The organism is Pseudomonas sp. LAIL14HWK12:I7 (assembly GCF_000483465.1).
GTDB classification, from domain to species: Bacteria; Pseudomonadota; Gammaproteobacteria; order Pseudomonadales; family Pseudomonadaceae; genus Aquipseudomonas; species Aquipseudomonas kermanshahensis.
On record NZ_KI519606.1, the window covers coordinates 41,257 to 53,420 of the forward strand.

Below are 12,164 nucleotides of genomic sequence, written 5' to 3' on the forward strand. Positions count from 1 at the left end.
CCAGGAGAGAGGGCCATGCCTGCAACGGCCAATGAAGTGGTGCTCGCCGCCAGCGGGCTGGGCAAGACCTACGCCCAGCCGGTGCTCGGTGACGTCGGCCTGAGCCTGCGCGCCGGTGAAGTACTGGCCCTGACGGGCGAGAACGGTGCTGGCAAGAGCACGTTGTCCAAGCTCATCAGTGGCCTCGAGGTGCCCACCACCGGGCACATGACCTACCGCGGCCAGGCCTACGCGCCCGGCAGCCGCAGCGAGGCCGAGCGCCTCGGTGTGCGCATGGTCATGCAGGAACTCAACCTGCTGCCGACCCTGACCGTGGCCGAAAACCTGTTCCTCGACAACCTGCCCAGCCGCTTCGGCTGGATCAGCCGCAAGCGCCTGCGCCAACTGGCCACCGCTGCCATGGCCCAGGTCGGGCTGGACGCCATCGCCCCGGACACCCTGGTCGGCGAGCTGGGCATCGGCCATCAGCAGATGGTCGAAATCGCACGCAACCTGATCGGCGATTGCCGTGTGTTGATCTTCGACGAACCCACCGCCATGCTCACTGCGCGTGAAGTGGAGCTGCTGTTCACCCAGATCGAACGCCTGCGCCAACGCGGCGTGGCCATCGTTTATATCTCCCATCGCCTCGAAGAACTGCAGCGCGTGGCCCAGCGCATCGTCGTGCTGCGTGACGGCAAGCTGGTGTGCGACGAGCCGATCCAGCGCTACAGCAGCGCCGAGCTGGTCAACCTGATGGTCGGCCGTGAGCTGGGCGAACACATCGACCTGGGCCGCCGCGAGATTGGCGCGCCGTTGCTGAAGGTCGACCGGCTTAGCCGGGGCGACAAGGTGCGTGAGGTGTCGTTCGAGGTCAGGGCAGGGGAGATCTTCGGTATCTCTGGCCTGATCGGCGCCGGCCGCACCGAGCTGCTGCGCCTGATCTACGGTGCCGACCGCGCCGACAGTGGCAGCATCGCCCTGGGCCAGCCGCCACAGGCAGTGACCATCGACTCACCCAAAGCCGCCGTCAAAGCCGGTATCGCCCTGATCACTGAAGACCGCAAAGGCGAAGGCCTGCTGTTGACCCAGTCGATCAGCGCCAATATCGCCTTGGGCAACCTTGGCGCGGTATCGCGCGCCGGTGTGCTCGACAGCGAGGCTGAAATGGCCCTGGCCGAACGCCAGATCCAGGCCATGCGCATCCGCAGCGCCGGCCCGCACCAGGCCGTGGGCGAACTGTCCGGTGGCAACCAGCAGAAGGTGGTGATCGGCCGTTGGCTGGAGCGTGATTGCCAGGTGCTGTTGTTCGATGAGCCAACCCGAGGCATCGACGTTGGCGCCAAGTTCGACATCTACGGTTTGCTGGCCGAACTGGCGCGCCAAGGCAAGGCCTTGGTGGTGGTGTCCAGCGACCTGCGCGAACTGATGCTGATCTGCGACCGCATTGCCGTGCTCTCGGCTGGGCGCCTGATCGACACCTTCGAGCGCGACCATTGGAGCCAGGACCAACTGCTTGCCGCAGCCTTTGCCGGCTATCAAACACGTGACGCACTGCTGCATGACGCAGCACCCAGGATGGATGCATGAAAACCACTCCCCTCGACAGCCAAAACGCCGCCCCCGTGCGCCGCAGTGGCACGTACTTCGGCCTGGGCACTTACCTGGGCCTGGCCGGCGCGCTGCTGGCGATGATCGTGCTGTTCTCGTTCCTCAGTAGCCACTTCTGGTCCTATGCCACCTTCAGCACCCTGGCCAACCAGATCCCCGACCTGATGGTGCTGGCGGTCGGCATGACCTTCGTGCTGATCATCGGCGGCATCGACTTGTCGGTCGGCTCGGTGCTGGCGCTGGCGGCCTCGACGGTCAGCGTGGCCATTCTCGGCTGGGGCTGGGGCGTGCTGCCCTCGGCGCTGCTCGGCATGGCCGTGGCAGCCCTGGCCGGGAGCATCACCGGCGGCGTTACCGTGGCCTGGCGCATCCCCTCGTTCATCGTTTCGCTCGGTGTGCTGGAGATGGCCCGCGGCCTGGCCTACCAGTTCACCGACTCGCGCACCGCCTATATCGGCGATGCCTACGCCTGGTTCTCCAACCCGATCGCGTTCGGTATTTCGCCGGCATTCCTCATCGCCTTGCTGGTGATCGTGTTGGCCCAACTGGTGCTGACCCGCACGGTGTTCGGCCGCTACCTGATCGGCATCGGCACCAACGAAGAGGCCGTGCGCCTGGCGGGCATCGACCCGCGCCCCTACAAAGTGCTGGTGTTCGCCTTGATGGGGCTGCTCGCCGGCCTGGCTGCGCTGTTCCAGATTTCGCGCCTCGAAGCCGCCGACCCCAACGCCGGGTCCGGCCTTGAGCTGCAGGTGATTGCCGCCGTGGTGATCGGTGGCACCAGCCTGATGGGTGGCCGCGGTTCGGTCATCAGTACCTTCTTTGGCGTGCTGATCATTTCAGTGCTGGCCGCAGGGCTGGCGCAGATCGGCGCATCGGAACCCACAAAACGCATCATCACCGGGGCGGTCATCGTCATCGCCGTGGTGCTCGACACTTACCGTAGCCGGCGTGCAGGCCGGCGGAACTGAAAACATGGCAACCATTAAAGACGTCGCGGCACTGGCGGGTATTTCTTACACCACCGTGTCCCATGTGTTGAACAAGACCCGCCCTGTCAGTGAACAGGTGCGGCTCAAGGTCGAGGCCGCCATCGTCGAGCTCGACTATGTACCCAGCGCGGTGGCGCGCTCGCTCAAGGCGCGCAGCACCGCCACCATCGGTTTGCTGGTGCCCAACAGCGTCAACCCATACTTCGCCGAACTGGCGCGAGGGATCGAAGACGCCTGCGAGCGCAACGGCTACTGCGTGATCCTGTGCAACTCTGACGACAACCCGCAAAAGCAGCGCAGCTACCTGCGTGTGCTGCTGGAAAAACGCATCGATGGCCTGGTGGTAGCGTCTGTAGGTGAAGACAGCGACCTGTTGCAAAGCCTGGCCTGCGTGCGCACGCCCATGGTCATCGTCGACCGCGAGCTGGACGGCGTCGACGCCGACCTGGTGCGCATCGACCACGAGCACGGCGCTTACCTGGCCACCCGGCACCTGCTGGAGCTTGGCCATCGCGACATCGCCTACATCGGCGGCCCGGCCGAAACCGGTGTCAGCCAACTGCGCCTGGCCGGTTTCCGTCGCGCCCTGCAAGAGGCTGGCGTAGCGGTGGAGCCCAGCCGCGTGCTGCATTGCGATTTCACCAGCCCAGGCGGCCACGGCGCGGCCGCACAGTTGCTGGACGGCAACCGGCCGACGGCGATCTTCGCCGGTAACGACATGATCGGCTTTGGCGTGCTGCGCGCCGCCGCCGAGCGCAACATCAACGTACCGGGTGAACTGTCGGTAATTGGCTTCGATGACATCGAGCTCAGCCGTTACGTTTACCCGCCGCTGACCACCGTGGGCCAGTCGATCCGCGAGCTGGGCGAAAACGCCGCCGCGTTGCTGCTCTCGCGCATCGCCACGCCTCGGCAGGGTTCGGCAGAGCAGCGCATCGTTGCCCCGCGCATCGTGCAGCGCGAGTCCACCGGGCCACGCCCGGACCTGTTCAATGATTACCGCTAAGGAGCGCTTATGCATGCCAAGGTAGTGGTGGTCGGTAGCCTCAACATGGACTTGGTCGCCCGCGCCCAGCGTTTGCCACGGGCGGGCGAAACCTTGCCTGGCGAGGCGTTTTTCACGGCGCCCGGCGGCAAGGGCGCCAACCAGGCGGTGGCGGTGGCACGGTTGGGTGGAAGTGTGGCGATGGTCGGCAACGTCGGCGATGACGCCTATGGCCAGCAACTGCGCAAGGCGCTGGAGCGCGAAGGCGTTGATTGTCAGGCGGTGAGCGTGTGCGAAGGGGTTTCCAGCGGTGTGGCGTTGATCACCGTCGACGCCGCCAGCCAGAACTGCATCGTCATCATCCCGGGTGGTAATGGCCTGCTGACGCCGCAGTCGGTGCAGCGCTTCGACAAGTTGCTGCAGGCGGCCGACGTCATCATCTGTCAGTTGGAAGTGCCGGCCGAAACCGTGGCCTGGGCCTTGGCCAGGGGGCACGAACTGGGCAAGCGTGTCATCCTCAATCCGGCGCCTGCTACAGGCCCGCTGCCCTCAACCTGGTTTGGCCATATCGACTACCTGACCCCAAACGAAAGCGAGGCCGAAGCACTGACCGGTATCACTGTCACCGACCAGGGCAGCGCCCTGCGCGCCGGTGAGCGATTGCTGCAACTGGGTGCTGGCAAAGTGATTATCACCCTCGGCGCCCAAGGCGCCCTGTTGGTGACCGCGCAGGGCCATCAGCACTTCCCCGCGCCGGTGGTGCAGTCGGCGGACACCACGGCCGCTGGCGACACCTTCGTGGGTGGTTTTGCCGCAGCTTTGGTGCGGGGCCTGGAGGAGGGCGAAGCAATCGCCTTCGGCCAGCGCGCCGCGGCATTGTCGGTCACCCGCGTGGGGGCGCAACCGTCGATTCCCTACCTCTCGGAGCTGCAGCCATGAAAAAGACCGCGCTGCTCAATATCGCCCTGTCACGGACCATTGCCGGGTTGGGGCATGGTGACATTCTGGTGATTGGCGATGCCGGGCTGCCGGTGCCGCCTGGCGTCGAGCTGATCGACCTGGCGCTGACGCCGGGCATACCGGACTTTGCCAGTGTGCTGCGGGTGGTGCTGAGCGAGATGCAGGTAGAGCGGCATGTGCTGGCCGAGGAAATGCAGAAAGTGGTGCCACCCGGGCTGGTCGAGATTGAGCGCTTGCGGGGTAAGCTGGGCAAGCGGGAGTGGATGAGCCATGAGGAATTTAAAGTGCTGTCGCGCAGTGCGCGTGCCGTGGTGCGCACGGGGGAGTGCCAGCCGTACAGCAACATTGCCCTGATATCCGGGGTGACCTTCTAGCCGAGGGCGCTGCCCTCGATCGCCGGCAAGCCGGCTCCCACAGGTCCTGTGCAGTTTGCCGAAGTATTCACAATCTCTGTAGGAGCTGGCTTGCCGGCGATTAGGCCGCAAAGCGGCCCCGCAACCTTTAACCAAGGCAACAGGAGTGCCCCATGCTCAAACCCCTGCTACAAGGACTCACCCTCATGGCCGCAGCCACCACCACCACCCTCCAGGCCGCCCCGCGCGACCTGATCATCGACACCGACCCCGGTGCCGACGACGTGGTCGCGCTGTTCCTGGCCATGGCCTCGCCCGATGAGCTGAACATCCGCGCCATCACCACCGTGGCCGGCAACGTGCGCCTCGATAAAACCTCGCGCAACGCCCGCCTGGCCCGCGAATGGGCTGGCCGTGAAGACATCCCCGTGTACGCCGGGGCCGGCCGCCCGCTGGTGCGCACGCCCATCTACGCCGCCGAAGTGCATGGCGAAGAAGGCCTGACCGGTGTGCAAGTCCACGCGCCGCAAAAGCCGCTGGCCCAAGGTAATGCTGTGCAATACCTGGTCGACACCCTCGGTAGCGCACAACCCCACAGCATCACCCTGGCCATGCTCGGCCCACAGACCAACCTGGCCCTGGCACTCATCCAGCGCCCGGAGATCGCCCAAGGCATCAAAGAAGTCGTGGTCATGGGCGGCGCCCATTTCAACGGCGGCAACATCACCCCTGCAGCCGAATTCAACCTCTACGCCGACCCGCATGCCGCCGAGGTGGTGCTGGCCAGTGGCATACAACTGACTTACCTGCCGCTGGACGTCACCCACAAGCTGCTGACCAGCGAAGCACGCCTCAAGCAACTCGCGGCGGTCAACAACCAGGCCAGCAAGCGGGTCGTGGATATTCTCAATGCCTACATCACCCACGACATGGACCTGTACGGCATGCCTGGCGGCCCGGTGCACGACGCCAGTGTCATTGCCTACCTGCTAAAACCCGAGCTGTTCAGTGGGCGACGCATTCACATAGCCATCGACAGCCGCGAGGGCCCGACCTTTGGCCAGACCATCGCCGACTGGTATGGCGTGCTGAAACAGCCCGCCAACGTCATGTGGGTAGAGGAGGGGGATGCTCAGGGCTTTTTCGACCTGCTCAGCGCGCGCCTGGCTCGATTGCAATAGGGGAATGCCTGGCGAAGCGCTCGAACGCTTGGTCCATAAAGCTGCGCGCCGCTTCGCTGCCGCGGTCGCGCACCAGCAGGTCGATGGCAATCAGTAGCAACTCCTCCGGCGTGCTGGGGCTGTAGGCGCTCTGGCCCTCCGCCCATTTGACCTTGATATCGGCGTCGATGCTGTGGCTGCTCATGAAAGGCTCTCACTGGGGGCCTGGGACGAAGGGGCGAACACCGGATCCTGATGTTCGAGGGAGGCACGGCGCGCTCCACTTCTTGCAGTAAATCATGCCTTTGCGTCAATGACTCTGCGACATAAGAATAAAAAGCTTTGCGCGGCAAACCAAGCGTATTGTGCAAAATCCAGTCACGATTGCATTTCGCCTCCACCGGCATGTTCAGGCAGACTTGGGCGGTTTTGCAACAAACAATGCGCGCAGCTGTCGGATCAGACAGTGCCCAGATCGATTTTAGGAGGATTCATGTTCCGTACCCGTGCTTACCTGGCGACCCTGGCGGTGGCTGCTGTGCTGGCTGGTTGCAGTACAGGTGGCAATTCTGCTGGTAGTGCGCCTGCCGCACCGGCAGGCAACGACGGTCGCTGCGAAGCCAGCGGTGCCGATTTTGCCATCGGCAAGCCGGGCAGCCCAGACCTGCTGGAGCAGGCCCGCAAGGCCAGTGGCTCGCAGATGGCCCGTATTCTCAAGCCGCACGACGTGGTGACCCTGGAGTACCGCTCCGAGCGCCTTAACCTGAATGTGGATGAGCAAGGTGTGGTAACCCGCGTCAACTGCGGCTAAGCCGTTGCGAACCCCATAAAAAAACCCGCCACTTGGGCGGGTTTTTTTACAGCTGTCCGAATTACTCCGGACGAACCTGTGCAGCCTGCATGCCTTTCTGGCCTTTTTCGGCCACGAAGGAAACAGCCTGGCCTTCTTTCAGGCTCTTGAAGCCGTCAGATTCGATGGCCTTGAAGTGTACGAAGAGGTCGTCGCCGCCGCTTTGTGGGGTGATGAAGCCGTAGCCTTTTTCATCATTGAACCATTTGACGGTGCCGTTTTGGCGATTGGACATGGGGTGAATCTCCAGACATTTGATTTTTTCAGTGGTGCGATGTTGCCGAGGCTCCGAAGCACCGGCAACATCATAGTCTAATTCTGCGCATCTAGCGCCTTTTACGTTCGCCAGATGTTGATCCAGCGCAAACAATGGGTGTCGAATCGCGGCTTTATGGTTTCAGCCCTTCATGCATGCTTGCTGCACAACCGTTTGTGCTTTCTGCATCAGCTTGGCGTCAACGCCATCCTTGCTGTCTAGGTCCTTGATCTGCTCATCGCTGAAATTCTTTTCAATAGCCGTTGCGCCACAGCTGCAGTGCTGCTGCGCCGCCTTGGCGTCCAGGCCCTGGGCGGTGGCGGCCTCGATGCACTGGGACATGTAGTTTTGCTTCGCGCCAGCCGGGAACGAACCCGCGTTGGCCGCAACCGGCAGCAGCAGGGCGCCAGCAACGCTCAGGGCCAGAAGAGACGGAAATCTCATAACCAGACACTCCTTGGTTTAGGTCTCATCAAGAGTAGGATGCTTCCCAAAGTCTGATAGGAATTTTTCCGCGTAAGTTCACCCCGGTTGTGTAATTTCCAAATATTTCTGCATCGTGCCCAACCCCGCGTGCTAGCATGCTCGGCTTGTAGCTGACAACGTGCAGCTCACCTGTTTTTTACCTTCCAGTCACTCTGGTTCGCCCCTGGTAAGCCGAAAGGCTTCTGCCACTGTGAGGCAGGCTTTCTCTCGAGAAAGACAGCGCGGATCTTGTACTGGCTCATCCCAACCCACGTGACCTTTGGTAGGGGTCACCACTAGGAGAGGAGGCGCCATGCCCACTATTACTCTTCCCGATGGCAGTCAACGTTCGTTTGATCACGCCGTATCCGTAGCCGACGTCGCCGCCTCTATTGGTGCCGGCCTGGCCAAGGCCACCCTGGCCGGCAAGGTCGACGGCAAGCTGGTCGACGCCTGCGACCTGATCACCCACGACGCCACCCTGCAGATCATCACCCCTAAAGATGAAGAGGGACTGGAGATCATCCGTCACTCGTGCGCCCACTTGATCGGCCACGCGGTGAAACAGCTGTACCCGACCGCCAAGATGGTGATCGGCCCGGTGATCGACGAAGGCTTCTATTACGACATCGCCTATGAGCGCCCCTTCACCCCAGAAGACATGGCCGCCATCGAAAAGCGCATGCTGCAGCTGATCGAGAAGGATTACGACGTCGTCAAGAAGATGACCCCGCGCGCCGAAGTCATCGACGTGTTCAAGGCCCGTGGCGAAGATTACAAGCTGCGCCTGGTCGAAGACATGCCGGATGAACAGGCCATGGGCCTGTACTACCACGAAGAATACGTCGACATGTGCCGCGGCCCGCACGTGCCGAACACGCGCTTCCTCAAGGCATTCAAGCTGACCAAGTTGTCCGGCGCCTACTGGCGCGGCGATGCCAAGAACGAGCAGCTGCAACGCGTCTACGGCACCGCCTGGGCCGACAAGAAGCAGCTGGCCGCCTATATCCAGCGCATCGAAGAAGCCGAAAAACGCGACCACCGCAAGATCGGCAAGCAACTCGACCTCTTCCACCTGCAGGAAGAAGCCCCAGGCATGGTGTTCTGGCACCCGGACGGCTGGACCGTCTATCAGGTGCTCGAGCAGTACATGCGCAAGGTTCAGCGCGACAACAACTACCTCGAAATCAAGACCCCGCAGGTCGTTGACCGTATTCTGTGGGAGCGTTCCGGCCACTGGTCCAACTACGCCGAGAACATGTTCACCACGTCGTCGGAAAACCGTGACTACGCGGTCAAGCCGATGAATTGCCCGTGCCACGTGCAGGTGTTCAACCAGGGCCTGAAGTCGTACCGCGACCTGCCGATGCGCCTGGCCGAGTTCGGTGCTTGCCACCGTAACGAGCCGTCCGGCGCCCTGCACGGCATCATGCGTGTACGTGGCTTCACCCAGGACGACGCGCACATCTTCTGCACCGAAGATCAGGTGAAGAAAGAAGCCGCCGACTTCATCAAGCTGACCCTGGACGTCTACAAGGACTTCGGTTTCAGCGACATCGCCATGAAGCTCTCGACCCGCCCAGCCAAGCGCGTGGGCTCTGAAGAGCTGTGGGACCGCGCCGAAGGCGCCCTGGCCGATGCCCTGAACGAGTCTGGCCTGGAGTGGGAATACCAGCCGGGCGAGGGCGCGTTCTACGGTCCGAAGATCGAATTTACCCTGCGCGACTGCCTCGGCCGTAACTGGCAGTGTGGTACCCTGCAGTACGATCCGAACCTGCCAGAGCGTCTGGACGCCAGCTACATCGCCGAAGACAACAGCCGCAAGCGCCCGGTAATGCTGCACCGCGCCATCCTCGGTTCGTTCGAGCGCTTCATCGGCATGCTCATCGAGCATTACGCGGGTGTGTTCCCGGCATGGCTGGCGCCGACCCAGGCAGTGGTCATGAATATCACCGACAAACAGGCCGATTTCGCCCTTGAGGTTGAGAAATCTCTGAACGGTAGCGGTTTCCGTGCCAAGTCGGACTTGAGAAATGAGAAGATCGGCTTTAAAATCCGCGAGCATACTTTGCTCAAGGTCCCGTACCTTTTGGTTATAGGGGACCGCGAAGTCGAAACGCAAACCGTCGCTGTGCGTACTCGCGAAGGCGCAGACCTGGGCTCCATGCCCGTCGCGCAATTCGCTGAGCTCCTGACACAAGCGGTTTCCCGGCGTGGTCGCCAAGAATCGGAGTAATGACTATTAAGCGTGAAATGAGAAACGATAAACGTGCTGTACCGAAGGCCCCGATCAACGAGAATATCTCGGCCCGCGAGGTTCGGTTAATTGGCGCAGACGGCGAGCAGGTTGGCATCGTCTCGATTGATGAAGCGCTGCGTATCGCTGATGAAGCGAAGCTGGATCTGGTGGAAATCTCTGCAGACGCGGTACCGCCGGTCTGCAAGGTCATGGACTACGGCAAGCACCTCTTCGAAAAGAAGAAGCAGGCTAACGAAGCCAAGAAAAACCAGAAGCAGATCCAGATCAAAGAAATCAAGTTTCGTCCAGGGACGGAGGATGGGGATTACCAGGTAAAACTACGCAACCTGGTACGTTTCCTTACCGATGGGGACAAGGCCAAGATCTCTCTGAGATTCCGTGGTCGTGAGATGGCCCACCAGGAGCTGGGCATGGAGCTGTTGAAGCGGGTTGAAAATGACCTGCTTGAATACGGCACCGTTGAGCAGCATCCTAAGATGGAAGGACGCCAGCTTATGATGGTCATCGCCCCCAAGAAAAAGAAGTAATCTCCCGGGCACGGCAGGCCTGATGATTATGTGTAATTTTATCGAATGCGGAGTTCCAACATGCCAAAAATGAAAACCAAGAGCGGTGCTGCGAAGCGTTTCCTGAAAACAGCTTCGGGCTTCAAGCACAAGCACGCTTTCAAGAGCCACATCCTGACCAAAATGTCGACCAAGCGTAAGCGTCAACTGCGTGGTAGCAGCTTGCTGCACCCGTCTGACGTCGCGAAAGTCGCGCGCATGCTGCGCGTTCGTTAATTCTGGTCAAAGATAGAGGAAGTTACTCATGGCTCGTGTAAAGCGCGGCGTTATCGCTCGTAAGCGTCACAAAAAAATTCTGAAACTGGCTAAAGGTTACTACGGTGCACGCTCGCGCGTATTCCGCGTAGCCAAGCAGGCTGTCATCAAGGCCGGTCAATACGCCTACCGTGACCGTCGCCAGAAGAAGCGTCAGTTCCGCGCACTGTGGATCGCTCGTATCAACGCCGGTGCCCGCACCAACGGTCTGTCTTACAGCCGTCTGATTGCTGGCCTGAAAAAGGCGTCGATCGAAATCGACCGTAAGGTTCTGGCCGATCTGGCAGTGAACGAAAAAGCGGCGTTTGCTGCGATTGTCGAGAAAGCTAAAGCCGTTCTGGCTTAAGTACCCGCGACAATCACCCGGCGGCGCTAGCGTCGCCGGGCATTGAACGTCATCGATAGGGGAAGAGCCTTCAAAGCTCTTCCCCTATTTTCGTATCTGGAGTCTGTACATGGAAAACCTGGATGCGCTGGTCTCCCAAGCCCTTGAGGCCGTAGAGCGCGCTGAAGACATCAATGCCCTGGAACAGATCCGGGTTCAATATCTCGGCAAGAAAGGCGAGCTGACCCAGGTGATGAAGACCCTGGGCAACCTGCCAGCCGAAGAGCGGCCGAAAGTCGGCGCGCTGATCAACGATGCCAAGGAACGCGTCACCGAGGTGCTCAACGCACGCAAGGCCGCCTATGAAGAAGCCGAGCTCAGCGCTCGCCTGGCTGCCGAATGCATTGACGTCACCCTGCCAGGCCGTGGCCAGACCACCGGTGGCCTGCACCCGATTACCCGTACACTCGAGCGCATCGAGCAGTTCTTCACCCACATCGGCTACGGCATTGCCGAAGGCCCAGAGGTCGAAGACGACTACCACAACTTCGAAGCGCTCAACATCCCCGGCCACCACCCGGCGCGGGCGATGCACGACACCTTCTATTTCAATGCCAACATGCTGCTGCGCACCCATACCTCGCCGGTGCAGGTGCGGACCATGGAGTCCAGCCAGCCGCCCATTCGCATTGTCTGCCCGGGCCGCGTCTACCGTTGCGACTCGGATATCACCCACTCGCCGATGTTCCACCAGGTCGAAGGCCTGCTGATCGATCGCGATATCAACTTCGCCGACCTCAAGGGCACCATCGAAGAATTCCTGCGCGTCTTCTTCGAAAAAGAACTGGCTGTGCGCTTCCGCCCGTCGTTCTTCCCCTTCACCGAGCCGTCCGCTGAAGTCGACATCCAGTGCGTGATGTGTTCTGGCAAAGGCTGCCGCGTCTGCAAGCAGACCGGCTGGCTCGAAGTCATGGGCTGCGGCATGGTCCACCCGAACGTGCTGCGCATGTCCGGCATCGACCCTGAAGAATTCCAGGGCTTCGCCTTCGGCATGGGCGCCGAGCGCCTGGCCATGCTGCGCTACGGCGTCAACGATTTGCGTCTGTTCTTCGACAACGACCTGCGCTTCCTCGCGCAATTCCGCTAG

At 61.6% G+C, this 12,164-nt stretch carries 15 protein-coding genes; 12 read left to right on the forward strand and 3 right to left on the reverse strand.

What is annotated here, in order from left to right; all coding sequences use genetic code 11:
* Positions 1 to 15: 15 nt before the first annotated feature.
* The 6 genes from D886_RS0122975 (at position 16) to D886_RS0123000 (ending at position 6,061) form a co-directional block, all read left to right on the forward strand.
* Positions 16 to 1,569 (forward strand): sugar ABC transporter ATP-binding protein, encoded by a 1,554-nt coding sequence (locus D886_RS0122975; protein ID WP_027596137.1) that lies wholly within the window; start codon positions 16 to 18, stop codon positions 1,567 to 1,569.
* Complete coding sequence (locus tag D886_RS0122980; RefSeq protein WP_027596138.1) at positions 1,566 to 2,561, forward strand: ABC transporter permease; 996 nt, start codon at positions 1,566 to 1,568, stop codon at positions 2,559 to 2,561. The genes D886_RS0122975 and D886_RS0122980 overlap by 4 nt, the downstream gene beginning before the upstream one ends.
* Positions 2,562 to 2,565: 4 nt before the next feature.
* On the forward strand, positions 2,566 to 3,588 hold the full coding sequence (locus tag D886_RS0122985; protein ID WP_027596139.1) for a LacI family DNA-binding transcriptional regulator: 1,023 nt from the start codon (positions 2,566 to 2,568) through the stop codon (positions 3,586 to 3,588).
* 9 nt (positions 3,589 to 3,597) lie between these two features.
* Positions 3,598 to 4,506, forward strand: coding sequence for a ribokinase (rbsK, locus tag D886_RS0122990; RefSeq protein ID WP_027596140.1), 909 nt, complete (start codon positions 3,598 to 3,600; stop codon positions 4,504 to 4,506).
* Positions 4,503 to 4,901, forward strand: coding sequence for a D-ribose pyranase (gene rbsD, locus D886_RS0122995; RefSeq protein ID WP_027596141.1), 399 nt, complete (start codon positions 4,503 to 4,505; stop codon positions 4,899 to 4,901). The genes rbsK and rbsD overlap by 4 nt, the downstream gene beginning before the upstream one ends.
* A 152-nt stretch (positions 4,902 to 5,053) precedes the next feature.
* Positions 5,054 to 6,061 carry a nucleoside hydrolase gene (locus D886_RS0123000; RefSeq protein ID WP_027596142.1) on the forward strand — a complete coding sequence of 336 codons (1,008 nt, stop codon included), beginning with the start codon at positions 5,054 to 5,056 and terminating at the stop codon, positions 6,059 to 6,061.
* Here the strand turns inward: D886_RS0123000 and D886_RS0123005 are convergent.
* Positions 6,033 to 6,245 (reverse strand): hypothetical protein, encoded by a 213-nt coding sequence (locus D886_RS0123005; protein WP_027596143.1) that lies wholly within the window; start codon positions 6,243 to 6,245, stop codon positions 6,033 to 6,035. The genes D886_RS0123000 and D886_RS0123005 overlap by 29 nt on opposite strands.
* 288 nt (positions 6,246 to 6,533) lie before the next feature.
* On the opposite strand from D886_RS0123005, the gene D886_RS0123010 reads away from it, so the two are divergent.
* Positions 6,534 to 6,851 (forward strand): I78 family peptidase inhibitor, encoded by a 318-nt coding sequence (locus tag D886_RS0123010; protein WP_027596144.1) that lies wholly within the window; start codon positions 6,534 to 6,536, stop codon positions 6,849 to 6,851.
* 61 nt (positions 6,852 to 6,912) lie between these two features.
* Here the strand turns inward: D886_RS0123010 and D886_RS0123015 are convergent, their stop codons facing one another.
* Both D886_RS0123015 and D886_RS0123020 read right to left on the reverse strand, forming a co-directional pair.
* Entirely contained in the window at positions 6,913 to 7,125 is a 213-nt protein-coding gene (locus D886_RS0123015) for a cold-shock protein (RefSeq protein WP_027596145.1), read from the reverse strand.
* A gap of 162 nt (positions 7,126 to 7,287) precedes the next feature.
* Positions 7,288 to 7,590, reverse strand: a complete 303-nt coding sequence (locus tag D886_RS0123020; protein WP_027596146.1) for a hypothetical protein — start codon at positions 7,588 to 7,590, stop codon at positions 7,288 to 7,290.
* 334 nt (positions 7,591 to 7,924) lie between these two features.
* Between D886_RS0123020 and thrS the strand changes: the two genes are divergently transcribed.
* From thrS to pheS, 5 genes are all read left to right on the forward strand, one after another.
* Positions 7,925 to 9,847 carry a threonine--tRNA ligase gene (gene thrS, locus D886_RS0123025; RefSeq protein WP_027596147.1) on the forward strand — a complete coding sequence of 641 codons (1,923 nt, stop codon included), beginning with the start codon at positions 7,925 to 7,927 and terminating at the stop codon, positions 9,845 to 9,847.
* Positions 9,847 to 10,398, forward strand: a complete 552-nt coding sequence (infC, locus tag D886_RS0123030) for a translation initiation factor IF-3 (protein WP_016487884.1) — start codon at positions 9,847 to 9,849, stop codon at positions 10,396 to 10,398. The genes thrS and infC overlap by 1 nt, the downstream gene beginning before the upstream one ends.
* Before the next feature lie 60 nt (positions 10,399 to 10,458).
* Positions 10,459 to 10,653 carry a 50S ribosomal protein L35 gene (gene rpmI / locus D886_RS0123035; protein WP_008100408.1) on the forward strand — a complete coding sequence of 65 codons (195 nt, stop codon included), beginning with the start codon at positions 10,459 to 10,461 and terminating at the stop codon, positions 10,651 to 10,653.
* Positions 10,654 to 10,681: 28 nt separating this feature from the next.
* Positions 10,682 to 11,038, forward strand: coding sequence for a 50S ribosomal protein L20 (gene rplT, locus D886_RS0123040; RefSeq protein ID WP_003250671.1), 357 nt, complete (start codon positions 10,682 to 10,684; stop codon positions 11,036 to 11,038).
* A 109-nt stretch (positions 11,039 to 11,147) separates the two neighbouring features.
* On the forward strand, positions 11,148 to 12,164 hold the full coding sequence (pheS, locus tag D886_RS0123045) for a phenylalanine--tRNA ligase subunit alpha (protein ID WP_027596148.1): 1,017 nt from the start codon (positions 11,148 to 11,150) through the stop codon (positions 12,162 to 12,164).